This window comes from Streptomyces sp. NPDC092370, assembly GCF_044755265.1.
GTDB lineage: Bacteria > Actinomycetota > Actinomycetes > Streptomycetales > Streptomycetaceae > Streptomyces.
Window position 1 is genome coordinate 311,338 of the sequence record NZ_JBIVQO010000004.1, and the last position, 23,547, is coordinate 334,884.

Annotated in this window: 20 protein-coding genes and 1 pseudogene; 5 read left to right on the plus strand and 16 right to left on the minus strand. The window is 70.2% G+C overall.

Annotated features, from left to right (window positions below):
- Positions 1-4: 4 nt before the first annotated feature.
- Together ACIQHQ_RS15490 and fdxA are read right to left on the minus strand one after the other, a co-directional pair.
- Complete coding sequence (locus ACIQHQ_RS15490; protein ID WP_402612410.1) at positions 5-1,096, minus strand: bifunctional succinyldiaminopimelate transaminase/glutamate-prephenate aminotransferase; 1,092 nt, start codon at positions 1,094-1,096, stop codon at positions 5-7.
- Between the two features lie 121 nt (positions 1,097-1,217).
- Positions 1,218-1,538: a ferredoxin gene (fdxA, locus tag ACIQHQ_RS15495; RefSeq protein ID WP_003973842.1), complete on the minus strand. Its 321-nt coding sequence runs from the start codon at positions 1,536-1,538 to the stop codon at positions 1,218-1,220.
- 140 nt (positions 1,539-1,678) lie between these two features.
- Here fdxA and ACIQHQ_RS15500 point away from each other — a divergent pair, with 140 nt between their 5' ends.
- Both ACIQHQ_RS15500 and ACIQHQ_RS15505 read left to right on the plus strand, forming a co-directional pair.
- Positions 1,679-2,695 carry a GNAT family N-acetyltransferase gene (locus tag ACIQHQ_RS15500; RefSeq protein WP_402612411.1) on the plus strand — a complete coding sequence of 339 codons (1,017 nt, stop codon included), beginning with the start codon at positions 1,679-1,681 and terminating at the stop codon, positions 2,693-2,695.
- Between the two features lie 30 nt (positions 2,696-2,725).
- Positions 2,726-3,577 carry a tetratricopeptide repeat protein gene (locus ACIQHQ_RS15505; protein WP_402612412.1) on the plus strand — a complete coding sequence of 284 codons (852 nt, stop codon included), beginning with the start codon at positions 2,726-2,728 and terminating at the stop codon, positions 3,575-3,577.
- A gap of 309 nt (positions 3,578-3,886) precedes the next feature.
- Here ACIQHQ_RS15505 and ACIQHQ_RS15510 read toward each other — a convergent pair whose 3' ends face one another.
- The 6 genes and pseudogenes from ACIQHQ_RS15510 to ACIQHQ_RS15535 form a co-directional block, all read right to left on the minus strand.
- Positions 3,887-6,454, minus strand: coding sequence for a hypothetical protein (locus tag ACIQHQ_RS15510; protein WP_402612413.1), 2,568 nt, complete (start codon positions 6,452-6,454; stop codon positions 3,887-3,889).
- A 156-nt stretch (positions 6,455-6,610) separates the two neighbouring features.
- Positions 6,611-7,021, minus strand: coding sequence for a DUF6113 family protein (locus tag ACIQHQ_RS15515; RefSeq protein WP_402612414.1), 411 nt, complete (start codon positions 7,019-7,021; stop codon positions 6,611-6,613).
- Positions 7,018-7,878, minus strand: a complete 861-nt coding sequence (mshB, locus tag ACIQHQ_RS15520) for an N-acetyl-1-D-myo-inositol-2-amino-2-deoxy-alpha-D-glucopyranoside deacetylase (RefSeq protein WP_402612415.1) — start codon at positions 7,876-7,878, stop codon at positions 7,018-7,020. The genes ACIQHQ_RS15515 and mshB overlap by 4 nt, the downstream gene beginning before the upstream one ends.
- A 51-nt stretch (positions 7,879-7,929) precedes the next feature.
- Positions 7,930-8,562, minus strand: coding sequence for a Uma2 family endonuclease (locus tag ACIQHQ_RS15525; RefSeq protein ID WP_402612416.1), 633 nt, complete (start codon positions 8,560-8,562; stop codon positions 7,930-7,932).
- Positions 8,563-8,614: 52 nt separating this feature from the next.
- The gene (locus tag ACIQHQ_RS15530) at positions 8,615-9,538 is read right to left on the minus strand and encodes a helix-turn-helix domain-containing protein (protein ID WP_402612417.1); all 924 of its coding nucleotides are present in this window, start codon (positions 9,536-9,538) and stop codon (positions 8,615-8,617) included.
- A gap of 225 nt (positions 9,539-9,763) precedes the next feature.
- Positions 9,764-10,175 (minus strand): annotated as a pseudogene (locus tag ACIQHQ_RS15535) (ATP-binding protein).
- A gap of 154 nt (positions 10,176-10,329) precedes the next feature.
- On the opposite strand from ACIQHQ_RS15535, the gene ACIQHQ_RS15540 reads away from it, so the two are divergent.
- Both ACIQHQ_RS15540 and ACIQHQ_RS15545 read left to right on the plus strand, forming a co-directional pair.
- Positions 10,330-11,214, plus strand: a complete 885-nt coding sequence (locus ACIQHQ_RS15540; protein ID WP_402612689.1) for a helix-turn-helix domain-containing protein — start codon at positions 10,330-10,332, stop codon at positions 11,212-11,214.
- The gene (locus ACIQHQ_RS15545) at positions 11,211-11,420 is read left to right on the plus strand and encodes a DUF397 domain-containing protein (protein ID WP_402612418.1); all 210 of its coding nucleotides are present in this window, start codon (positions 11,211-11,213) and stop codon (positions 11,418-11,420) included. Before ACIQHQ_RS15540 ends, ACIQHQ_RS15545 begins: the two co-directional genes overlap by 4 nt.
- A 61-nt stretch (positions 11,421-11,481) precedes the next feature.
- Here the strand turns inward: ACIQHQ_RS15545 and ACIQHQ_RS15550 are convergent, their stop codons facing one another.
- A complete protein-coding gene (locus tag ACIQHQ_RS15550) occupies positions 11,482-11,676 on the minus strand; it encodes a hypothetical protein (RefSeq protein ID WP_402612419.1) in 195 nt (64 codons plus the stop codon).
- 178 nt (positions 11,677-11,854) lie between these two features.
- Between ACIQHQ_RS15550 and ACIQHQ_RS15555 the strand changes: the two genes are divergently transcribed.
- Entirely contained in the window at positions 11,855-13,978 is a 2,124-nt protein-coding gene (locus ACIQHQ_RS15555; protein WP_402612420.1) for a prolyl oligopeptidase family serine peptidase, read from the plus strand.
- A 331-nt stretch (positions 13,979-14,309) separates the two neighbouring features.
- On the opposite strand, the gene ACIQHQ_RS15560 is transcribed toward ACIQHQ_RS15555, so the two are convergent.
- The 7 genes from ACIQHQ_RS15560 to ACIQHQ_RS15590 form a co-directional block, all read right to left on the minus strand.
- Entirely contained in the window at positions 14,310-15,458 is a 1,149-nt protein-coding gene (locus ACIQHQ_RS15560; RefSeq protein WP_402612421.1) for an ABC transporter ATP-binding protein, read from the minus strand.
- A complete protein-coding gene (locus tag ACIQHQ_RS15565) occupies positions 15,451-16,509 on the minus strand; it encodes an ABC transporter ATP-binding protein (RefSeq protein ID WP_402612422.1) in 1,059 nt (352 codons plus the stop codon). Before ACIQHQ_RS15565 ends, ACIQHQ_RS15560 begins: the two co-directional genes overlap by 8 nt.
- Positions 16,510-16,520: 11 nt before the next feature.
- Complete coding sequence (locus ACIQHQ_RS15570) at positions 16,521-17,483, minus strand: ABC transporter permease (RefSeq protein ID WP_402612423.1); 963 nt, start codon at positions 17,481-17,483, stop codon at positions 16,521-16,523.
- Complete coding sequence (locus tag ACIQHQ_RS15575; protein WP_402612424.1) at positions 17,476-18,405, minus strand: ABC transporter permease; 930 nt, start codon at positions 18,403-18,405, stop codon at positions 17,476-17,478. Before ACIQHQ_RS15575 ends, ACIQHQ_RS15570 begins: the two co-directional genes overlap by 8 nt.
- 131 nt (positions 18,406-18,536) lie before the next feature.
- Positions 18,537-20,150, minus strand: coding sequence for an ABC transporter substrate-binding protein (locus tag ACIQHQ_RS15580; RefSeq protein WP_402612425.1), 1,614 nt, complete (start codon positions 20,148-20,150; stop codon positions 18,537-18,539).
- 620 nt (positions 20,151-20,770) lie between these two features.
- Positions 20,771-22,678, minus strand: a complete 1,908-nt coding sequence (typA, locus tag ACIQHQ_RS15585) for a translational GTPase TypA (RefSeq protein WP_402612426.1) — start codon at positions 22,676-22,678, stop codon at positions 20,771-20,773.
- 219 nt (positions 22,679-22,897) lie between these two features.
- On the minus strand, positions 22,898-23,521 hold the full coding sequence (locus ACIQHQ_RS15590) for a hypothetical protein (protein WP_402612427.1): 624 nt from the start codon (positions 23,519-23,521) through the stop codon (positions 22,898-22,900).
- Between the last annotated feature and the right edge of the window lie 26 nt (positions 23,522-23,547).

Consider the following 23,547-nt stretch of genomic DNA (forward strand, 5'->3'; position numbering starts at 1 on the left):
GCGCTCACAGACGCCGTACGGCCGCCGCGACCCTTTCGTCGGTCGCCGTCAGCGCCACGCGGACGAACTCCGCGCCCGCCGGGCCGTAGAAGTCGCCCGGTGCGACGAGGATGCCGCGCTGTGCGAGGTGGGCGACCGTGTCCCAGCAGGACTCGCCCCTCGTGGCCCACAGGTACAGGCTGGCCTCGCTGTGCTCGATGCGGAAGCCGTGGGTGTGGAGGGCCTCGCGCAGGAGCTCGCGGCGGGAGGCGTAGCGCTCGCGCTGGACGCGCACGTGGTCGTCGTCGCCGAGGGCCGCGACGACGGCCGCCTGCGTCGGAGCCGACGTCATCATGCCGCCGTGCTTGCGGATCTCCAGCAGCGGCCCGAGGACCGCCGGGTCGCCGGCCAGGAAGGCCGCGCGGTAGCCCGCGAGGTTCGAGCGCTTGGAGAGGGAGTGGACGGAGACGATGCCGTCGTACGAGCCGCCGTTGACGTCCGGGTGCAGCACCGAGACCGGATCGGCCTCCCAGCCCAGCTCCAGATAGCACTCGTCGGAGAAGAGCAGGATGCCGTGCGAGCGGGCCCAGGCCACGATCCGGGTCAGCTCCTCCTTGGAGAGCACCTTGCCCGTGGGGTTCGACGGGGAGTTCAGCCAGAGGAGCTTCAGGCCCTCGGGGTCCAGTTCCGTCGGGTCGTCGTAGGCCTCGTACCCGGCGCACGCCAGCCGGGCACCGACCTCGTACGTCGGGTAGGCCAGGCGCGGGTAGGCCACCCGGTCGCCGGGGCCGAGGCCCAGCTGGGTCGGGAGCCAGGCGACGAGTTCCTTGGAGCCGACGACCGGCAGCACGTGGCGGTGGGTGACCCCACGAGCGCCGAGGCGGCGCTCGACCCAGCCGGTGATCGCGTCGCGCAGCTCGGGCGTGCCCCAGACCGTCGGATAGCCCGGCGAGTCCGCAGCCGCGACCAGCGCTTTCTGGATCAGCTCGGGGACCGGGTCGACCGGGGTGCCGACGGACAGGTCGACGATGCCGTCCGGGTGGGCGGCGGCCGTGGCCTTGTACGGGGCCAGCTTGTCCCAGGGAAACGTGGGGAGGCGGTCGGAGACTGCGGACACGGGTTCTGGCTCACTTTCTGGCACGTACGAGCCGGGCTACGGCAAACGCCTCGGTCCCGTACGGCGATCAGCGTGCTGATCGGGCCGTACGGGACCGAGGCGGCGCTGGTGCGGGCCGCTCTTACTGGTTCTGCGGCGGCAGCGCGGCGACGAAGGGATGGTCGCGCTCGATCAGCCCCAGCTTGCTGGCGCCGCCGGGCGAACCGAGCTCGTCGAAGAACTCGACGTTCGCCTTGTAGTAGTCCTTCCACTCCTCGGGAGTGTCGTCCTCGTAGAAGATCGCCTCGACCGGGCAGACCGGCTCACAGGCACCACAGTCGACGCATTCGTCCGGGTGGATGTACAAGGACCGCTGGCCCTCGTAGATGCAGTCGACCGGGCACTCCTCGATGCACGCCTTGTCCTTGACGTCGACACAAGGCTGCGCGATGACGTAGGTCACGCTGTCGTTCCTCCTCGATAGGGCGCTGGCGGGCCTCCTCAGGCTCCGCCGCCTGGCGCGCGGGAGCGCGGCGTCGTCGATGCCCGCCCCTAGTATCTCCGTTCCTGGGCATGATCCGAACAGGAGGGGTGAACTGACCTGTGGAAATCTCTGCCGCCGGGCGACTCGAGGTCCGTATCACCGCTGCTGACGTGGGCAAACGGGTCTCCGTGCGGAGCTTGATCGAACGTCCGGCTCCGGCGGAGAAGTTCACCGACACGGTCGGTGTTCTCACATCATGGGACAACGGTGTGCTGCTGATCACACGCAAGAGTGGCGAGAGCGTCCGAATCGCGGAATCGGCGCTGGTCGCGGGCAAGGTCGTACCCTCCGCACCGGCGCGTCGCCGCGGTCCCGCCGCCTCCTACGAGGAGCTGGCCCGGGTCACCGCGCGGGCCTGGCGGCCCGTGGAGAGCGAACGGCTCGGGGAGTGGGAGCTGCGGGCGGCGTCCGGGTTCACGCGGCGGGCCAACTCGGTATTGCCGCTTGGCACGCCGGGCGTGCCGCTCGACGAGGCCCTGGGCGCCGTACGGCGGTGGTACGCGGAGCGCGGACTGCCCGCCTACGTCCAGGCCGCGACCGGCGCCGAGGGCACGCAGGAGCTGCTCTGTGCCGAGCTGGAGGAGCGGGGCTGGGAGCGGGAGGTGACCGCCGAGCTGTGGATCGGGCCGCTGGCGCCGATCGCCGACCGGGGCGACCCCGCCGGGGTCGTGCTGTCCCGGGAGGCCGGTGAGGGCTGGCTGGCCCGGTATCAGCGCAAGGGTGTGAGCGAGGTGGCGCTGCGGGTGCTCGGGGGCGGGCCGTCGGTGTGGTTCGCGACCGTGCCCGGTGCGGCCGAGGGGGCGCCTCCGGCCGCCATCGGGCGGTGTGTCGTCGACGGGCGATGGGCCGGGTTCGCCGCCGTCGAGGTCGATCCGGCGCTGCGGCGGCAGGGGCTCGGCACGGCCGTGATGGCCGCGCTGGCCCGTCAGGCGCTCGACGAGGGCGCGTCGGCCGCGTGGCTCCAGGTGGAGGCCGAGAACGCGGGAGCGCGGGCGCTGTACGCCGGGATGGGCTTCGCAACGCATCACGCCTACCACCACTACCGGGAGCCGGAGGCCGACGGCACCGGCCGGTAAACGATCATCGTCGAAGGGCACGAGCCAGCTATGCGTCCCCCGTATCCCCCGTCCCCCGAGCGTTCCGCCGAGCTGCGGCGGCGGTTCGCCGAAGAGGCCCGTTCCGAGCGGCCCGATCTGTCGACGCTGTGCCTGCTGGTCGGCGCGGAGGCGGACGGGGAGCTGGACGAGGCGGGCCTGGACGCCGCACAGGTCGAGCTGGACCGGCTGGCGGGGCTGCTGCCGTACAAGCCCGGCGGGCCGCGGGCCTGGGCGGTCGCCCTGCGGGAGCTGCTCGGTGAGCGAACGGGCTTCCACGGCACGCCGGCCGACTACCAGCGTCTGGAGTCGTCGCTGCTGCACGAGGTGCTGGTGCGGCGCAGGGGACTGCCCATCCTGCTGTCCGTGGTGTGGATGGAGGTGGCACGGCGGGCGGGAGCGCCGGTGTACGGGGTCGCCCTGCCGGGGCACTTCGTGGTCGGGTTCGGGCCGGAGGAGGGGCAGGTGCTCGCGGATCCGTTCGGCGGGGGGCGGGTGCTGAGCGGGGCCGACGCGGAGTTGCTGGTGGCCGGGGCGACGGGGGCGCGGCTGGACGCGGCGATGTTGCGGCCGGCGGATCCGCTGGATGTGGTGCTGCGGATCCTGAACAACGTGCGGGCGTGGGCCGCCGCCCGGCCCGAGCGGTCGGATGTGGCGTTGTGGGCGGTCGAGTTGTCGTTGCTGCTGCCGTCACGTCCGGCTCGGTTGCGGTACGAGCGGGCCCGGTTGCTCGTCCAGCGGGGAGAGTTCCTCGGCGGGGCCGCGGAGTTGGAGGCCTATGCGGACGTGGTCTCGGCGGTGGACGAGGCGGCTGCCGAGCGGGTGCGGGGGGAGGCTTCCGCGGCCAGGGCGATGCTCAACTGACGCCTGCTCGCCCGCCTGCTCGCCCGCCTGCTCGCCGTGCCGGTCCCGCCGCCGGGCGGGTGCGGGTCGTCCGGGGCTGATCGCGCAGTTCCCCGCGCCCCCAGGCAGGCCGGCTTCATCGCGGCGGCCCTGGCGCAGGGCCGCGCGGCAGCTCGACCGTGCGGCGGCGGGCGCCGCAGGGACAGCGAGTGGCCGGGCAGACCGTGCGGGTCCCTGGCCGGGCGCAGGCGTTCACCCGTGAATTCCGTACGCCGCGCGAACGACGGAGCCCCTGCCGTGCGGGCAGGGGCTCCGTCGTTCGCGCGGCGATCAGTTCGGGGTGGTGTCGATGACCACGGTGCGCTCCGCCGCCGTCTTGCCGCGCAGCGCCTTGCGCAGTGCGGTGACGACGTCCTGCGGGAGTACGTCACGCTTCCCGGTGGCGGTCTCGATCTGCACGCCGTCGAAGGTCGTGCCGTAGGCCTCCTTGAGCGCCTTCAGGTCGTAGGTGTCCACGAGCTTGCCGTCGACGGCCTTGAATCCGAGGATCTTCGGCAGCGACAGCGCCCCGAACGGAATGCTGTGCGCCGCGTCGGTCTGCACGATGACCTTGGCCGACATCGCGGGCTGCGCGAAGTCCTTCAGGACCCGGTCGACCTCGGCGTTGGAGACCGTCGGCTGACGAGAGGTGGTCGGCAGGTTCACCGTGCCGGCCGTGCCGGTCTCCACCTGGGTGCGGTACGCCTCCTCCACCGTCGGCGTCGCCTTGGCGAGGTCGATGCCCTTGCCCACCTTGCCGTACACCGGGACGGCCTTGCCGTCCTTGAACTCGATCGTGCCGTCGGTCGACGCGCCGGAGCCGCCCGCCGCGTCCTCCAGGGAGGCGTGCAGCTTCTCCTCGTCGACGGGCATGACCGGCGTGACGACACGGTGGTTGCCGAAGAGGGAGCCGATCACGGAGACCGGGTTGTAGTCGCTCTTCGCCGCCGCGTCGGCCGTGGCGTCCATGTCGAACTGCAGGCCCGCGTTGTCCGGGTCGAGGGCGACGGTCTTGCCGCCCACCGACAGCTTCATCTCCTTGCCGACGTTCTTGTCGAAGGCCTCGTCGAGCTTCTTGACGGCGCCGTCGCGGGTCGTGCCGCCGATGTCGACGCCGAGCACGGTGGTGCCCTTGGGCACGTCGGTGCGGTTCATCAGCAGCCCGGCGCCGTAGACGCCGCCGGCGCCCACGACCACGGCGACCGCGAGCAGCACGAGCTTGTTGCGGCCCTTCTTCTTCGGCGCCTTCGAGGAGCTCGCCGGAGGCGGGGAGACCGGCTCGGGCAGCTTCGGGGCCGTGTGCGGCACCGGGCCGTCGCCGGGCGCACCCGGGCCGAACGGAGAGGCCGTGCCGGGCGGTACGACGGGGATGCCGCTGGTGACGGTGTGCCCGGAGACGTTGTCGTGCCGGGGGCCGTAGCCCTGGCCGTCCGACGGTTCGGGGGCCGGCTTCTGCGGGGTGAGGATGGCGGTGTCGTCGCTCATGCCACCACCGGGGCCGGGGCCCGTGGCGCCGGGGGTGCCGCCCTGGGCACCCGGGCCCGCGGGGCCGCCGGGTCCGGATACGCCCGTACCGGCGGGACCGCCGGGGGCGCCAGGGCCACCGGAGCCGCCGCCTATGGCTCCGGGGGCGTTGAAGGCACCGGGGCCGCCAGGGGCACCGGAGCGGCCGGGCTCGTTGAAGGACTCGGGGGCGCCGGGCCGGCCCGGGCCACCGAAGCCGCCGGGGGGACCGGGCTCGTTGAAGGACTCGGGGCCGCCGGGCCGGCCCGGGTCACCGAAGCTCCCGGGGCCGCCCGGGGCGCTGAAGGTGCCGGAACCGCCCGGCTCGTGGCCGAAACCGCCGGGGGCCCCAGGGCCACCCGGCGCGTCGAAGGCACCGGGGTCACCCTGGCCGGCGCCGCCGGGCGCGGTGAAGCCGCCCGGGCCACCGGCCTGCGGCACCATCGGGCCGTCGCCGGTGACCGGTCCGCCGGTCGGGCCGGCCGGGCCCCGGGACCCGGGCGTGGCGGGCTCGCCGAAGCCGTCGGCAGCGCTCGGACCGCCGTTCTGACCGTCGTAACCGCCCTGCCCGTTCTCGGCGAAGTACGGCAGGTCGTCGCGGCGCGGTTCGCCGCCGTCGCCCGGGGCGGGACGGGAGCCGTTGCCCGCCGAACGCGAGCCGTTGCCCAGCGGGCCCGCCGCCAGGGCTTCGGTGACGTCGAAAGAGCCGGTGCCGCCGCCGTGCCCGGGCGCGACAGGACCGCCGGTGGCGCCGCCCGGCAGCCCGGCACCGTTCGTGCCGCCGGAGCGGGAACCGCCCGGCGCGCCCATGGAGCCGACCACGCCTCCGGGCCGCCCGGTACCCGGACGCGCGCCACCGGACGCACCGGCACCGGAGCCCGGCGCACCGGGGCTGCCCGCCGCCGGAGCCGAACCGCCCGGCAGCCCGGCCCCGTTGGTGGAGCCGCTGCCCGGACCGCCCTTGCCTCCGCCCGACTTGCGGGGCGCGAACCAGTCACTGGTCGGCTTGTCGTCGCCGGGCTGCGGGGACTCGGCAGGAGGCTCGACCGGGGCCGGGGCGGTGCCCGACGCCGTCGACGTCTCACCGCGCGTGTCGGTGTCGGCGGAGCCCTCCGCCTCCGCGACGGGCTTGCGCACCACGACCGGCGGAATGGGCCGGGACCCGGGGATGTTGATCCGGATCCGGGTCGTCAGCGTGGTCTCGGTCTTGCGTTCCTCCGGCCGCGTGGCGGAACGGCCCGCGTCCGTACCGGCGTCGGAGACCGTCGGGGTCCCGTACGGCGGCGTGCCCGACGGGTAGGCGGCTCCGCCGCGCCCGTTGGGCCCGGAGGACGGAGTGTCAGTTTCACGACTCAAGGCAGGTTCTCCCGGTTGGCTCCGCCGCCCGACACAACCTCACGCGGGCAGCTCGGCGGCGCGCACCACCATACTGGCCACTTCTCAGCCGTATCCCAGGACCACTGGGGAAAGTCACACCGGACCCCCACCGGCGTGTCCCGGCGAAGTGGTACGTCACTTGCCAAGTCGGACGGGCTCACCGTCCGGTTGCCGCCCCGGGGCGAAGGTGGCACAGATCACAGCGACGGCGATGCCCCCGAGCAGGAAGAGATAGGAGCCGCTCCCCGCGGCGAAGAGGAAGTCGCCCTCGGGACGGCTGGCGGTGAGCAGGATGACGGCCAGCATCCAGCCGGCCGCGGCCGCGACACCCCCGGCCCGGCCCCGTACGACGCGCGCGGCACCCAGGACGGCTCCGGCCTCACCGGCGAGGGCGAGCAGCAGTCCGCCCGGGAACCACCCGGGCTGTACCAGCGCCCCGGCCACGCCGACCACGGCACCGAGCACGAAGAACCCGAGGCAGGCGGCGGCCCGCCCGGCGGTGGGCGGCCGCATCGGCTGGGCGAGGATCGGCGTCCGGTCGCTCACGAGGCCTCCTCGACACCGGCGAACAGGTCCGTCTCCCGCTCGCCCGGGCCCCGTTCGCCCCGCACGAGCTCGTAGTACTCGGTCGTGAGGATCGGCTGGGCGAGTTCGTTGGACAGCACGAAGTACGGCTCGGCCACGGTGATCTGGGTGGCGTGGGCGCGCATCGCGGCGGTCTTGGCGGCGGCGTGGGCGGTGCCGTCGACGACGGTGGTGATCCGCTCCTCGGCCACGACCCCCGGGACGTCGTCGATGTCGGCCGCCTTGGTGAAGGGCGTACCGGGCAGGTCCTCGTGGAGCCGGGCGAAGGACTGCTCCACAACCGGCCGGGGGACCCGGTTCCAGTAGACCTTGGGGATCGTCCAGCCCGACTCGGCGGCCAGCTCCGCGGCGCGCATCGCGACGCGGTGGGCCTGGATGTGGTCGGGATGGCCGTAGCCGCCGTGGTCGTCGTAGGTGACGAGGACTTGGGGGCGCACCTCGTGGATCACCCGGACGAGGTGTGCGGCGGCCTCGTCGACGTCGGCCTGCCAGAAGCAGGCGGGGTCGTCGTTGTCGGGCAGGCCCATCATCCCGGAGTCGCTGTAGCGGCCGGCGCCGCCGAGCAGGCGGAAGTCCGTCACGCCGAGCTCGGCCATGGCGGCGGTGAGCTCACGGCGGCGGTGCTGGCCCAGGGCGGCGCCCGTCAGGTGCGCGAGCTCGGGCGGGATGACCTCACCGCGCTCGCCGAGGGTGCAGGTGACCAGGGTGACGTGGGCACCCTCCGCCGCGTACCGGGCCATGGTCGCGCCGTTGTTGATCGACTCGTCGTCCGGGTGCGCGTGCACCAGCAGCAGACGACGGCCGGGCAGTTCCGTCATGGGACCACCCTACGAGGCACCGGACCACTGTTCGTCACGCCCCGGCCCCCGTCAGCCCTCGTCGTCGGCCACGTGGGCCATCTCTCCCGCATCGTCCTGGTAGCGCGGCAGGCCGCTCGTGGGGATGGTCCACTCACCGATGGTGACGTCCTCGCCGTAGACGAAGCTCTTGCGCACCGCGTAGCGAGGACCCTCCGGGGTGGAGTGGATGTCGGTGAAGACAGCACCGCTGCCGGTACGGGGGTCGAAGATCACGTAGATCGGAATACCGAGCAGCGGATAGTCGCGCATCTTGCCCACCCAGTCGTTCTCCGGGTTGGACCGGGAGACGATTTCGATGGCGGCGAGGACCGTACGGGGGTCGATGGAGCCTTCGACGTCGAGGTCGGCCCAGGCGATCACCATCACGTCCGGGTGCCGCATGATGCCCTCGGGTACGTCTTCCACGTCGGGCGTGCCGTTGTGGGCCAGCAGTTCGTCCGGCATGACCTTCTCCAGACGGCGGCTGACGTGCGCGGCCGTGACCTCGTGCGGGCCTCCCGGCGACATCATGTCGTGCACGATCCCTTCCTTGGTGACTTCGAACTTCCCGGGGAGGGTGTCGTCCATCGACTGCACGACATCCCTCATGGCCCGGTACAGATGGGAGCCGTCCCGCCGCGCGTTGCCGGATGCGATGGTCATGGCGCTCGCTCCTCGTCGTCTGTGCCCAGGGGCAAGGATCGTCACGTTCATGCTAGGCGGCTTCCTGGAGGTCGGGGCGGCAGTCACGGCAGCGGCCGGGGCGGGGCGCCCGGAAGCCGCGGTCGCAGCCGTCGCAGTTCTGCATCGGGTGCCGTGCGGGCGGCGGGGCGGTGGCCGGTGCCCGGAATGGGGCCGGGGACGGGAGCCGGTCGGCGAGGCGGTGGGCCAGGAGAGCCGCGGGACGGCGTACACCCTCGGGCGGCAGGTCGGCGGTCAGCGCGCGGCGTACGGCGACGGGGGCGACGTCCCGTTCCAGCCAGGCGGCGACGCCGGGGGCCAGGTGGTCGGTGTCGCATGCGGAGAGGAGCAACCGGGGGTCGTGGCGGTGGAGGTCCCCGAGGAGGTCGGTGGCGGCTTGGAGGAGGGCGGGGGCGGGGTACGCGGGGGCCGGTACGGCCGGGAGGGGCTTGCGGGGCGCTCGCTTCTCACGCGCCGCCGGGGTGTGGTGCGTCCCCCTGTCCTCGTACGCCTCACGCCGCTGCGGTGCCGCCGTGGTCCCGGCCCCGGGGCGTTCGAGGGCCGCCGTCGGCTGGTTGCAGGACGTCGTGCGGGTGACGATGCGGCCTATGGGGGTGCGGACGCGTTCGCGGCGCAGGTAGCCGTGGGCCTCCAGTTCGCGCAGGGCGGCGGCGATCCGGGGGGCTCCCTCGGGGAACCGGGCGGCGAGGGTCTTGATGTCGGCCGGGGCGCCCTTCGGCAGTGACTGGAGGTGCGTGGCGAGCCCGATGGCGAGGAGCGAGAGCTCCCGGTGCTGTGCCAGATGGTTGCCGATCACCGTGAAGCGGGTGGTGTGGCGGGTGTTGTCGTGCTGGAGCCCGCCGGTGCGGTGGGCCGCGCCGAGCCGCCGGTCCGGGTGCTTGTTGCCCGCGATACGGGCCTGGGCGTACGGGGGCACGCTAGGGTTCTGGGTACCCATCGGGAAGCTTCCTCTTCCTCGGTGGTCAGGCCCTCGCACTGGGATTGCCGTCCCGGCGGGGGCCGTTTCATGTCTGCGGTTGTGATGGTGCGTTGCGCTGAGCGTCGGGCCTCGGGGGCCGCGAAATCCAGCCGGTTCGGGGATGTTCACCCGCCCGAGTGAGCGTGGACCACGGGCGGGAGGGGTGGGGCTTGGCGGGGTGCTTTCCCCCGGAGTTCTTTGTCTTCAGCCGCCGACGGCACCGGAGCGCGAAAGTGCGGGTTCCGGCGGCGTGAAGCCCAGTTCGGCCCACACCGCCTTGCGCGGGAACCGCCCTTCGATCACCCTCCAGCGGTCCGCCGGCGCCTCGACGAGCAGCAGACCCCGGCCCGACTCGGCTACGGCATCGGGCGTCCGGGGTGCGAGCAGCCGGTGACCGCGCGGGTCGGTGACCTCGATGCGGAGCTTGGCGCCGACCGCCTGGATCGTGAGGCGGAAGCTGCGGCCGGGGAGACGGCCGTGCGTGGCCGCTCCGGAGCGCGTCCACCGCGAGCAGGCGGGCGAGGCGGGCACCACGTGGGGCGGAGGGCAGCAGCACGCGGAAGTTACGGACGCTGCTGTCGGGTTGGGGCCCGGTCTGGGCAGTTTCCTGATTCACGTCACTCCGCGTGGCCGACCGGACCTACCGTGATGTGTGATTGCCCTGCTACGTAGAGCTACCACCCAAGGCTTGTCCGGTGCTGTCCGGACTGTCGACGCGGCTCCCACGGACAGGGCGCGACGGTACGACGCGGCACTACGGAGGAGCACGCATGTCGGTGAACGGCGAGGCGGTGCGGGTCAGGACCGAGGCGGAGCAGACCGACGAGCCGGGCTGGGAGGTGGACCCGGACGACGACTGGGCGCTCGCCGTAGTGACCACGGTGGGCAGGCAGTTGAGGCTCCGCCGTGAGGCTGTGGGGATGCGGGTCGGGGAGTTCGCGGTGGCGGTCGGTTACGGCGAGGACCTCGTCTACAAGATCGAGAGCGGCAAGCGGATCCCCCGGCCCGAGTACCTGGACACGGCGGACGAGGTGCTGGACGCCGGTGGGCTCATCGCGGCGATGAAGGAGGACGTGAAGAGGGTCCGGTACCCGAAGAAGGTCCGGGATCTGGCGCAGATGGAGGCGCGGGCGGTGGAGCTTCAGCTCTACGATCCGCTGAACGTCCACGGGCTCTTGCAGACGGCGGAGTACGCGCAGGCCCTGTTTCGCATGCGACGCCCTCGCTATGCCGGCGAGGAGGTCGAGGGGGGTGTCGCCGCTCGCATGGCCCGCAGAGCCGTGTTCGAACGCGCTTCGGCGCCTGAACTCAGCTTCGTCCAGGACGAGTGGGCCCTCCGGCGGCGACTCGGAGGAGCAACGGTGATGCGTCAGCAGCTCGAACATCTGCTCACGATTGCCCAGTTGCCGAACGTCGAGATCCAGGTGATGCCGATGGACCGTGAAGAGCACGCCGGCGTGGACGGGAGCATCGAAGTGCTGAAGTTCGACGACGGAACGGCGGTGGGCCGTTCGCCGGGAGTGGCCAACGGCCGACCGGTCACCGATCCAAGGCAGCTCCGTATCCTGGAACTGCGGTATGGCATCATCCGGGCGCAGGCCCTCACACCGCGTGAAACAACCGCTTTCATCGAGCAACTGCTGGGGGAGACATGATCCGCAAGGCTTTGTCCGGGGACGCCTCCGACCTGGCGTGGTTCAAGAGCAGTCACAGCAGCGGGGCGGAGACCGACTCCTGCGTCGAGGTCGCCACAGAACCCGGCATCGTCCACGTCCGTGACTCCAAGAACGCCGAAGGTCCCCAGTTGGCCTTCGCTCCCGCCGCGTGGGCCGGTTTCGTGCCGTACGCGGTCGGGAGCTGATCCGGCGACGCCTCCGCTCAGGCCCGGATCGCTCCTCGGTCCGGGCCTGGACGCACGTCGCTCAGAACTTGATGCTGCCGATCATGCCCGCGATGTTCGTCGTCAGCTCGCTGATCGTGGGAGCGACGGTCGAGGAGGCGAGGTAGAAGCCGAGCAGCATGCAGACGATCGCATGCCCCGCCTTCAACCCCGACTTCTTCACGAGCAGGAAGACGATGATCGCCAGCAGCACCACCGCCGAAATCGAGAGTGCCACGGCGGCTCACCTCCAAAGATCCACGAGGGCGCGGGGGGGTCGGACTATGGGGGCATCAAATCCGTACAGCAGCCAGCAGGTTCATACCCACTATGCGACATTGATCATAACTATCCGTCCGCGCGCATCGATCGGCGCACGGCCGCACAAGGGGGCGCATGGCCAATATGGTCAGGGCATGACGACCGAGCCTCACTCCTTCCCCCGACGGCACGCCCGTACCCAGCGCTTCACGCTCGGCGCGCCGCGTTCGTTCACCGTGGCGCCCGACGGTTCGCGTGTCGTGTTCCTGCGCTCCGGTTCCGGTACGGACCGGGCGAATTCGCTCTGGGTCCTCGACATGGAGGAGGGCGGGGAGCGCGTCGCCGCCGACCCGCGCACCCTGCTGGGCGGCGCCTCGGAGGACCTCTCGCCCGAGGAAAGGGCCCGGCGCGAACGCAGCCGTGAAGGCGGGGCCGGCATCGTCGGGTACGCCACCGACACGGCTGTCGAGTTGGCCTCTTTCGCCTTGTCGGGGCGGCTTTTCGCGGCCGAGCTGCGGGCCGGGACGGCGCGTGGACTGCCCGCGCCCGGGCCGGTGATCGACCCGCGTCCGTCGCCCGACGGGCGGCACATCGCGTACGCCGCGCAGGGTGCGCTGCGGGTGATGGGCGCCGAGGGAGAGGGCGACCGGGCGCTCGCCGAGCCGGAGTCGGAGAATGTCTCATACGGACTGGCCGAGTTCATCGCGGCCGAGGAGATGGGGCGTTCGCGGGGCTTCTGGTGGGCTCCGGAGTCGGACCGGCTGCTCGTGGCGCGCGTGGACGACACGCCGGTGCGGCGGTGGTGGATCGCCGATCCCGCGCATCCGGAACGGGAGCCGCAGCGGGTGCCGTATCCGGCGGCCGGCACGGGCAACGCGGAGGTGCGGCTGTTCGTGATCGGGCTGGACGGGCCGCGCACGGAGGTCGCCTGGGACCGGGAGCGGTACCCGTATCTGGCGCATGTCCACTGGTCAGCGGCGGGTGCGCCCCTGCTGCTCGTCCAGGCGCGCAACCAGCGCAGTCAGCTGATCCTGGCTGTGGATCCGGACACCGGCGCGACACGGATGGTGCACGCCGACGAAGACCGAACATGGCTTGATCTTTTCCCCGGGGTGCCGTGCTGGAGCCCGTCCGGGCAGTTGGTGCGGATCGCGGACGAGGGGGGTGCGCGGGTGCTGGCGGTCGGGGGGCGGCCGCTCACCGGGGCGCAGTTGCACGTCCGGGCCGTGCTGGACGTCTCGGAGCAGGACGTACTGATCTCCGCGTCGGCGGGGGCGGAGGCCACTGAGGCGGAGACGGGCCAGGTGCATGTGTACCGGGTGAACGAGCTGGGTGTGGAGCGGCTGTCCCAGGAGCCGGGCGTGCACGCGGCGGTGCGGGCCGGGGAGGTGACGGTTCTGGTCTCGGCGACGCTGAACCGGCCAGGTTCGCGGGTCCAGGTCCTGCGCGACGGAAAACCGACCACAACTGTCCCGTCGTACGCCGAAGATCCGGGTATGTCCCCCCGCGTGACGCTCACCGAGGGGGGCGCACGCCGCGTCCCGTGCGCCGTGCTTATGCCTCGGGACTACGACGGTGACACCCCCCTGCCGGTGCTCATGGACCCGTACGGAGGACCGCACGGGCAGCGGGTGGTCGCCGCGCACAACGCCCACCTAACGTCCCAGTGGTTCGCGGACCAGGGCTTCGCGGTGATCGTCGCGGACGGCCGTGGCACCCCGGGCCGCTCGCCCGCCTGGGAGAAGGCGATCCACCAGGACTTCACGCTGTCGCTGGACGACCAGGTGGAAGCGCTGGAGGACCTCGCGAAGCGCCATCCCCTCGACCTCTCCCGGGTCGCGATCCGCGGCTGGTCCTTCGGCGGCTGGCTGGCGGGCCTGGCGGTCCTGCGCCGCCCGGACGTCTTCCACGCGGGCATCGCGGGCGCGCCGGTGACGGACTGGAGCCTGTACGACACCCACTACACCGAGCGCTACCTGGGCACACCCGAGGAGCACCCCGAGGCCTACGCGAAGAGTTCCCTGGTCACCTCCGAGGGCCTGTCCTCCCCGGCCGAGCCGCACCGGCCCCTGATGGTCGTGCACGGCCTCGCCGACGACAACGTCGTGGTCGCCCACGCCCTGCGCCTGTCCTCGGCCCTGCTGGCCGCCGGCCGCCCCCACGAGGTGCTGCCGCTGTCCGGCGTCACCCACATGACCCCCCAGGAACAGGTCGCCGAGAACCTGCTCCTCCTCCAGGTCGACTTCCTGAAGCGCTCCCTGGGCATCACCGGCACCTGAGCGCACGGCAACGGGCCGGGACGCCTCACAGCACCCCGGCCCGTTTACGGCACCCGCACGGCCGTACGCCGACCAGCCTGACGCGTCCGTATATCGGAACCGGGTCGGCGAAGTTGCCTGCGTGTTAACGCAGTTGGCGGGGGTTTGCGGGGTTTCGGGCGCCCAGTGGGACGGTGCCCGGCTGGGGGTGCGCAACCCGGCGCTGCGGGGTGCCGCTGCGCCCACCCGTGCCGCCCCAGCGGCACGACTGCCGGCACTGGGGCCGGACAGCCCGGTTCCCGGCACCCCTCCAGAGGGGCGCCGGGAACCGGAACGGACGTCACATGGACGTTCAGGCCGCGTGGACCACGTCCTTTTCCTCCGCGAAGTGGCAGGCCGACTCGTGGGCCGCCGGGGTGTCCGTGCTCTGGAAGCGCTCCGGGATGGCCAGGAGGGGGACCTCCTGGGCGCACTTGTCCTGGGCCTTCCAGCACCGGGTGCGGAAGCGGCAGCCCGAGGGCGGGTTGGCCGGGGACGGGACGTCGCCGGTGAGGATGATCCGCTCGCGGCCCTCGCGGGACTCCGGGTCGGGGACCGGGACAGCCGACAGCAGCGCCTGGGTATAGGGGTGCGTCGGGTGGTCGTAGATCTCCGTGTCCGTGCCGATCTCGGCCATCTTGCCGAGGTACATCACACCCACACGGTCCGAGATGTGCCGGACGATCGACAGGTCGTGCGCGATGAAGAGGTACGAGAGGTTGAACTCGTCCTGCAGCTTCTCCATCAGGTTGATGACCTGCGCCTGGACGGACACGTCCAGCGCGGAGACCGGCTCGTCGCAGATGATGATTTCGGGGTTGAGGGCCAGGCCGCGGGCGATGCCGATGCGCTGGCGCTGACCGCCCGAGAACTGGTGCGGGTAGCGGTTGATGTACTCCGGGTTGAGACCGACCACGTCCAGCAGCTCCTGGACCTTGCGGCGACGGTCGCCCTTCGGCGCCACCTCGGGGTGGATGTCGAACGGCTCCCCGATGATGTCACCCACCGTCATACGGGGGTTGAGCGAGGTGTACGGGTCCTGGAACACCATCTGGATGTTGCGGCGGACCGCCTTCAGCGCACGCCCGGACAGCTTGGTGATGTCCTGGCCCTTGTAGAAGATCTCGCCCGCGGTCGCCTTCTCCAGCATCATCAGCAGCTTCGCGACGGTGGACTTGCCACAGCCGGACTCGCCCACGATGCCGAGTGTCTCGCCCTGGTAGAGGTCGAAGGAGATCCCGTCCACGGCCTTGACCGCGCCGATCTGGCGCTTGAACAGGATGCCCTGGGTCAGCGGGAAGTGCTTGACCAGGTTGCGGACCTGAAGGATCGGTTCACCGCGCTCGACCGGCGCCTCGATCGCCGCAACGGCCTCTTCGTCGGTGGCCGCCTCGACCGTCTCGACCTCGGTGACGTTGGGGGTGGCGTCCATGGACTCGTCCGCCTTGTTCAGCTCAGCCATGGATCGTCTCCTTCCAGAAGTGACACGCGCTGCCGCGGCCGGCCAGCTCGCCGCCGTCCCGCTCGGTGACCGGGTGCAGCAGCGGGACGTCCGTACGGCAGATGTCCCGCGCCTGCGGGCACCTCGGGTTGAAGGCGCAACCCGACGGGATGCGTGTCAGGTTGGGCGGCAGGCCCTTGATCGCGTACAGGTCCTGGCCCTTCTGGTCCAGGCGCGGGATCGAGGCGAGCAGACCCTTGGTGTAGGGGTGCGCGGGCCGCTTGTACAGCTCGTGCACCGGCGCGGTCTCCACGATCCGGCCGGCGTACATCACCGCGATCTTGTCCGCGACGTCGGCGACCACGCCGAGGTCGTGGGTGATCAGGATCAGGCCCATGTTGTACTCGCGCTGCAGCTCCGCGAGCAGGTCCATGACCTGGGCCTGGACCGTCACGTCGAGGGCCGTGGTCGGCTCGTCGGCGATGATCAGGTCGGGCTCCAGCGCGAGCGCCATGGCGATCATGATGCGCTGGCGCATACCGCCGGAGAACTGGTGCGGATAGTCGCCGACGCGTTCCCTCGCGGCCGGGATCTTCACGCGGTCCATCAGCTCGATGGCCTTGGCCTTGGCGTCCTTCTTGCTCAGGCCCTGGTGGACGCGGAACATCTCGCCGAGCTGGTAGCCGACCGAGAGAACCGGGTTCAGCGAGGACAGCGCGTCCTGGAAGATCATCGCGATCTTGTTGCCACGGATCTTGCGGCGGTCTTCGCTGGACATCGTCAGCATGTCCTGGCCGCGGAAGAGGATCTCTCCCTTGGGGATGCGGCCGGGCGGCATGTCGAGGATGCCCATGATGGCCTGGGCGGTGACGGACTTGCCGGAGCCGGACTCGCCGAGGACGGCGAGTGTCTCGCCCGCGGCGACGGAGTAGTTGACGCCGTTGACGGCCTTGGCGACCCCGTCGCGGGTGCGGAACTCCACGTGCAGGTCACGGACTTCGAGCAGCGGGCGGCTCGTGTCCGCCGAACCGTCCGGTGCGGGGCTTCCCGCCACTTCTTCGATGATGGTCACGTACGCCTCCCTCAGCGCAGCTTGGGGTCGAGGGCGTTGCGTACCGCATCGCCGAACATCAGGAACGAGAGCACCGTGACCGAGACCATCACCGACGGGATGATCAGGGTGTGGGGCGCGATACGGAGCTGCTCACGTCCTCGCGCCACGTCGCCACCCCACGATACCGCCGCGTCACCGAGACCCACGCCCAGGAAGGACAGGGTGGCTTCGGCCGCGATGTAGCCGCCGAGCGCGATGGTCGCCACGACGATGATGGGAGCGAGCGCGTTGGGCAGGATGTGCCGGAACAGGATCCGGGACGTCGAGGCGCCGAGTGCCCTGGCAGCCACGACGTAGTCCGCCTGCTTGATGGTGATCACGGCACCGCGGGCGACACGGGCGATCTGGGTCCAGCCCAGGAAGGCGAGGGCCATGATGACGACCCAGACGGTGCGGTCGTCGAAGGAGTTGAGCACCACCAGCGCACCGAGCAGGAACGGGATGCCGAGGAAGATGTCCGTCATCCGCGAGAGCAGGGTGTCGGTCCAGCCGCCGAAGTAGCCGGCGATCATGCCGATGACCGTGCCGAGAAGGGTGACGGCGATGGTGACACCCACACCGACGGTGATCGAGGCGCGGGCACCGTAGACGACACGTGCGTAGATCGAACGGCCCTGGACGTCATAGCCGAGCCAGTCCGGAGCGAAGAAGTGACCCCAGTTCGGCTTGCCCAGATAGTGCTTGGCCAGATCGGCGTCGCGCGGCGAGGCGCTGGTGAACAGCCCTGGCCAGAGCGACATCACCAGCAGGAACACGATCAGCACGGCCGAGACCAGGAACAGCGGGTTGCGCCGCAGGTCGTGCCAGGCGTCGGACCACAGGCTGCGCGCCTTCTCCGGAGCCGGGCCGGCGTCGGTCACGACGACGCCCGCGGTGCTCACGGTGTCACCGGGAAGGGCTTCGACCTTCTTCTCGACGGTCTTGTCAGGCATACCGGATCCTCGGGTCCAGGACCGCGTAGAGCAGGTCGACGATCAAGCTGGCGGCGAGGTAGATGAGCACCATCAGCGAGGCGATTCCCACGACCGTGGCACCCTCACGCCGGGTGAGCGCGTCGTAGATCTCGAGGCCGATACCCCGCACGTTGAAGATGCCCTCGGTCACGATGGCTCCGGTCATCAGACTGCCGATCTCGATACCGAGGAAGGTGACCACGGGGATCAGCGAGTTGCGCATCAGGTGCACACCGATGACACGGCGGCGCGGCAGCCCCTTGGCCACGGCGGTGCGCATGTAGTCGGATCGCAGGTTCTCCGCGATCGACGTGCGGGTCAGCCGGGCGACGTAGGCGAGTGAGAGCGATGCCAGCACGGTGGCGGGAAGCACGAGCTGGGAGAAGTCCGTCGAGTCGGTCACGGTGGGCGTGGTGACCTGCCACTTGAACGCGAACTGGTACTGCAGCAGGAAGCCCAGCACGAAGGACGGCATCGAGACGAGGAACAGCGTCAGCGTCAGCAGTCCGCGGTCCCGCAGCGTGTCGGGGCGCAGACCGGCGACGACACCGAGGCCGATGCCCACGAGCGTGACGAAGGTGAAGGCGAAGAGCGTCAGCCGGATCGTCACCGGGAACGCATCGGCGATGACGTCCGCGATGGGCCGCTGGCTGGCGATCTGGGTGCCGAAGTCGCCCTGGAGCAGCCCGGTCATGTAATTGACGTACTGCTGAAGGAGCGGCTGATCGAGGCCCAGGTCCTTCTTGATGTTCGCGACCACCGTCGGGTCGTACGCCTGATCCCCCATCATCGCCCGGACGGGATCGCCGGGCAGGGCGTACATCATGCAGAAGATGAGCAGAGTTGACCCGATGAACACCGGGATCATCTGGAGCAGTCGTCGTGCGACATAGCGCCCCATAGGTGCCTCCGTGAGGGGTTAACGCAGGTGCGGGGGCCGTCTCCTGGTGACGAGACGGCCCCACGCACCTCCCACCGCCCCTGAATGGCGGCGGGCTTACGGCCGAGTGGGAAGAGCCCGCAGGGCTCCTCTTACTTGGTGGTGACGGCCCACACTTCGAGGTCACCGTGGAAGTCGACGTTGACGTTGTCGACGTTCTTACCGTGGCCGCCGTTGATGCGGTAGTACCAGAGCGGGATGGCCGGCATGTGGTCGACCAGCTTCTTCTCGACCTCCTGGAAGGCCTTCACCGACTCGTCGAGGGACTTGGCGTTGTCGGCCTTGTTCATCAGCGAGTCGATCTCCTTGTTGGAGAAGCGACCGTTGTTGGCCTCGGCGGTGGTGTGGTAGAGCTCCTTCATGAAGTTGGCGTTGACCGGGTAGTCGGCGACCCAGCCACCGCGGTACATGCCCTTCACCTGGTCGTTGTCACGGGCCTCGAGGTCCGTGGCGAAGTCCGGCTTGGGGTCGCCGGTGCAGTCGACACCGGTGGCCTTGCGGATGGACTCGCAGACCGCGGTCACCCACTCCTTGTGTCCACCGTCGGTGTTGTACTGGATGGTGAACTTGTTGCCCGGAACGCCGCCACCCTCCTTGACGAGCTGCTTGGCCTTCGCCGGGTTGAACGTGAACACGTCGGTGTCCAGGTTCTGGTTGCCCTTGACGCCAGGCGGCGTGAAGCCCTTGGCCGGCGTGCGGGTGTTGTTCAGAACCGTCTTGGTGATCGTGTCACGGTCGATCGCCATCGACAGACCCTGCAGGACCTTCGGGTCGATGTCCTTGAAGGTCTTGGAGTAGAACGCCGGGGTCAGCGTCTGGAGGGCCGCGTACGGCTGCTCGATGGCGCCGTCGCCCAGGTCCTGCTTGTACTTCGGCAGGTCCGTCGGGCCGACCTGGCGGATCATGTCCAGGTTGCCGGAGACGACGTCCTTGTAGGCGGCCTCGAGCGTCGTGTAGGCCTTGAACTGGACGCCCTTGTTCTTCGCCTTGTTCGGGCCCTGGTAGTCATCCCAGGCCTTGACCTGGATGAGCTTCTTGTGGTCCCACTTCTCGAACTTGTAGGGACCGTTGCCGACCGGCTTCTGGCCGAAGGCCTTCGGGTCGTCGTAGAAGACCTTGGGCAGCGGGGCCCACGTGGTGTAGCCCAGCTTGTAGTTGAAGTACGGCATCGTGTACTTCAGCTCGATGGTGAAGGTGTGGTCGTCCACGGCCTTCAGACCGGACATGGTCTCGGCCTTCGGGTCACCCTTCTCCGGGTGGACATCGTCGTAGCCCTTGATGTCCTGGAACCAGAAGGAGTTCTGCTGGTTGTTCTTGATGTTGGCGTACCAGTTCCAAGCGTCTATGTACGACTTGGAGGTGACTTCTTCGCCGTTGTGGAACTTCCAGCCCTTCTTGAGCTTGACCGTCCACGTCTTGGAGTCGTCGGTGGTGACCGACTCCGCGTTCGTGTAGACGATGTCGCCCTTGGAGTCGAAGTCCAGCAGCTGGGTGAAGATGGACTGGATGACGTACGAGCCGTTGGACTCGTTGGTGTCAGCCGGGATCAGCGGCTTCTGCGGCTCGCCGACGTCGATCGAGACGTATCCCGCAGGGCCGGAACCCTTGCTCTTCCCCTCACCATCACCGTTGCCGCCGCAGGCGGTGGCGGCCAGGGCGACGACTATCGCCCCCGCGACCCACTTGGCGCTCTTGGCACCGCGCATGGGTTCCTCCTATGAAGTCATTGGTTCACCGCAAAGGGAGCACAGACAGACCACCGCCACCGCCCGTCGCCGGTGACCGGAAATCGTCAGGTGCCCCCGCGCTCGTGAGTCGGCGCCGCCTCCAGCGAGTGACCCGTTCATCCGAGCTCTACGCGCCTAACTATCTGCCAAACGTCAGGACCGAACCACACTCTCGAGGTCTCGGTTCGATCACAGCTCGCGTATACATCTTCCAAAATCCGGACAAAGGGTTTGGTGAGAGATCCCTGCGAAACGGACTTGTTACACATCTATCGGGGTCGACTGTCCGCATTCCGGACGCGAGAGTGAAATAAACCGCTTGCGGCGTACCGTGGGTCCCGTGCAGGGTGCCACCGGAGTCTGTCGCGCGCTCAAGAAGCTTGTGCGGCAAGGCCGTTGTGCGTTTCCCCGGGGCACGGGGAAACGCGGCACTTGCGCAGCAGGGTAGTGGCAGAAATCCACCCCCGACGGCCGCCACCGGCAAATCGAGGGTTTTCCCTCACCCTTTCCTCTGCGCAACCGCCCCTTGGACCCCACGTGCAAGGAACGACACCGGGCACCCCGCCCATGCGGGGTGCCCGGTGTCGTCAGAGGGGGCGTCAGCCGTGCTTGGCGCGGCTCGCGGCGCGGGCGCGCTCGCGGGCGTCCAGGTTCACCTTGCGGATGCGCACGGCCTCCGGGGTGACCTCCACGCACTCGTCGTCCCGGCAGAACTCCAGGGACTGCTCCAGCGACAGCTTGCGCGGCGGGACGATCGACTCGGTCACGTCGGCCGTCGACGACCGCATGTTGGTGAGCTTCTTCTCCTTGGTGATGTTGACGTCCATGTCGTCGGAGCGGGAGTTCTCGCCGACGATCATGCCCTCGTACACCTCGGTGCCCGGCTCCACGAACAGCACGCCGCGCTCCTGGAGGTTGGTCATCGCGAACGCGGTGACCGCGCCGGCGCGGTCGGCGACCAGGGAGCCGTTGTTACGGGTCTGGAGCGTGCCGAACCAGGGCTCGAAGCCCTCGTGGATGGAGTGGCCGATGCCCGTGCCGCGGGTCTGGGTCAGGAACTCGGTCCGGAAGCCGATGAGACCGCGCGAGGGCACGACGAACTCCATGCGGACCCAGCCGGATCCGTGGTTGGACATGTTGTCCATGCGGCCCTTGCGGACGCCCATGAGCTGCGTGACGGCACCCATGTGCTCCTCGGGCACGTCGATCGTCATGCGCTCGACCGGCTCGTAGACCTTGCCGTCGACCTCCTTGGTGACGACCTGCGGCTTGCCGATGGTCAGCTCGAAGCCCTCCCGGCGCATCGTCTCGACCAGGATGGCCAGCGCCAGCTCACCACGGCCCTGCACCTCCCAGGCGTCCGGCCGCTCGGTGTCCAGCACCCGGAGGCTGACGTTACCGATCAGCTCGCGGTCGAGGCGGTCCTTGACCTGGCGGGCGGTGACCTTGCGGTCCTTGACGGCCGCCTTGTTGTCGGCGCCCTTGCCGGTGGCGCCGCGGCCGACCAGCGGGGAGGTGTTGGTGCCGATGACCATGGAGATCGCGGGCTCGTCGACCGTGATCAGCGGCAGCGCGACCGGGTTCTCCGGGTCGGCCAGGGTCTCGCCGATCATGATGTCCGGGATACCGGCCACGGCGCAGATGTCACCGGGGCCGGCCATCTCCGCCGGCTTGCGGGTGAGCGCCTCGGTCATCATCAGCTCGGAGATGCGGACGCTGCTGACGGACCCGTCACGCTTCATCCACGCGACCGTCTGCCCCTTGCGCAGCTCGCCCTGCTCGACGCGCAGCAGCGCGATACGGCCGAGGAAGTTGTCGGCGTCCAGGTTGGTGACGTGGGCCTGGAGCGGGGCGTCCTCGTCGTAGGTCGGCGCCGGGATGTGCTCCAGGATCGTGGAGAAGAACGGCTCCAGGCTGGTGGAGTCGGCCGGGACCGTGCCGTTCTCCGGCTTGGTCAGCGAGGCGATGCCGTCACGGCCACAGGCGTAGACGATCGGGAACTCGATCTGCTCCTCGTCGGCGTCCAGGTCGAGGAAGAGGTCGTACGTCTCGTTGACGACCTCGTCGATCCGGGAGTCCGGGCGGTCCGTCTTGTTGATGCACAGGATGACGGGCAGGCGCTGCTGGAGCGCCTTGCGCAGCACGAAGCGGGTCTGCGGGAGCGGGCCCTCCGAAGCGTCCACGAGCAGGACGACGCCGTCGACCATCGACAGACCGCGCTCCACCTCGCCGCCGAAGTCGGCGTGGCCGGGGGTGTCGATGATGTTGATGGTGATGACGTCCCCCCCGTCCTTGGGGTGGTACTTCACCGCCGTGTTCTTGGCCAGGATCGTGATGCCCTTCTCACGCTCCAGGTCGTTCGAGTCCATCATGCGGTCGTCGACCGAGTCGAGCTGGTGCGCGGCGAAGGCGCCGGCCTGCTTCAGCATGCCGTCGACGATGGTGGTCTTGCCGTGGTCGACGTGGGCGACGATGGCGACGTTGCGGATGTCGTGGCGCGTGGCCATAAAAGGCGTACTCCCGGAGTGTGAGGAATGCCCTGCGCGTACATCGGTGGAGCGCGGGCCCTGCCGGGCTGAACGTGCCTCGGCCTCACCCCATGGTACGGGTGCGCTGCCGTTGGGCTGTGCCGGGAGACATAAACGCAGGTGGCGGGGGTTCCACGGCACCCTCCACGGCACCCGGCGGCCGGGGCGGGCCGCCGGGGCGCTCTGGGACGGCTCGGCTCAGTCCGCCGCCCTCGCGGCTCGGGAGTCCGCCGGGCACAGTGCACGGGCCGCCGCACGGGCGCCCACTCCTTCGGGCAGTTCCTCGGAACAGGGCATGAATCCGCTGCCGGTGCCCTCCCAGGTCAGCACCTGCCCCTTGACGGGCTCGCCGTTTCCGCAGGTGTACGCGAAGTCGGCCGTGACCATTTTGATGTAGCCCCAGGAGTAGTAGTCGCCCTTGAGGTCGCCGGTCGCCGCCTCGAAGTAGTGGCCCACCTCCGGGGGCTCCTTCTCGGACGGACCAGCCAGCGGTTCCTCGACCGCCAGATGCGTGCCCAGCGCCGTGATCACGGCGGCCGCGCCGATACCCCGGGGCGCGCCGGTCACCGAGGGCCGGTAGACCTTGTCATCCACTGGCTTGAGCCTGGCCGAGTAGGAGGCGGTCCGCTTCTTGAACGTGATCGGGTCGCTCATCTCGGTCAGCTTCTCCGTCCGCCGCACGCCGGACCAGGCGTAGGTGCCGTTCGTGCAGGCCTCGGCCTTGCCGTCACCGCCCGCGTCCCCCGTGCACGCCGTCAGCCCCGTCACCAGGGCCCCGGCGATCAGTCCCGCTGTGCAGTAGCGCCGTACCGTGCCGCGCATTCGCCGGCTCCCGTCCCCCGTGCACG

Excerpts from the sequence above, each read along its gene's own strand:
- ACIQHQ_RS15505 (WP_402612412.1), top strand. The coding sequence starts at position 2,726 with ATGCGTCCCCCGTATCCCCCGTCCCCCGAGCGTTCCGCCGAGCTGCGG.
- mshB (WP_402612415.1), bottom strand. The coding sequence starts at position 7,878 with ATGACGGAACTGCCCGGCCGTCGTCTGCTGCTGGTGCACGCGCACCCG.
- ACIQHQ_RS15525 (WP_402612416.1), bottom strand. The coding sequence starts at position 8,562 with ATGACCATCGCATCCGGCAACGCGCGGCGGGACGGCTCCCATCTGTAC.
- ACIQHQ_RS15530 (WP_402612417.1), bottom strand. The coding sequence starts at position 9,538 with ATGGGTACCCAGAACCCTAGCGTGCCCCCGTACGCCCAGGCCCGTATC.
- ACIQHQ_RS15540 (WP_402612689.1), top strand. The coding sequence starts at position 10,330 with ATGTCGGTGAACGGCGAGGCGGTGCGGGTCAGGACCGAGGCGGAGCAG.
- ACIQHQ_RS15545 (WP_402612418.1), top strand. The coding sequence starts at position 11,211 with ATGATCCGCAAGGCTTTGTCCGGGGACGCCTCCGACCTGGCGTGGTTC.
- ACIQHQ_RS15555 (WP_402612420.1), top strand. The coding sequence starts at position 11,855 with ATGACGACCGAGCCTCACTCCTTCCCCCGACGGCACGCCCGTACCCAG.
- ACIQHQ_RS15560 (WP_402612421.1), bottom strand. The coding sequence starts at position 15,458 with ATGGCTGAGCTGAACAAGGCGGACGAGTCCATGGACGCCACCCCCAAC.
- ACIQHQ_RS15570 (WP_402612423.1), bottom strand. The coding sequence starts at position 17,483 with ATGCCTGACAAGACCGTCGAGAAGAAGGTCGAAGCCCTTCCCGGTGAC.
- ACIQHQ_RS15575 (WP_402612424.1), bottom strand. The coding sequence starts at position 18,405 with ATGGGGCGCTATGTCGCACGACGACTGCTCCAGATGATCCCGGTGTTC.
- ACIQHQ_RS15580 (WP_402612425.1), bottom strand. The coding sequence starts at position 20,150 with ATGCGCGGTGCCAAGAGCGCCAAGTGGGTCGCGGGGGCGATAGTCGTC.
- typA (WP_402612426.1), bottom strand. The coding sequence starts at position 22,678 with ATGGCCACGCGCCACGACATCCGCAACGTCGCCATCGTCGCCCACGTC.
- ACIQHQ_RS15590 (WP_402612427.1), bottom strand. The coding sequence starts at position 23,521 with ATGCGCGGCACGGTACGGCGCTACTGCACAGCGGGACTGATCGCCGGG.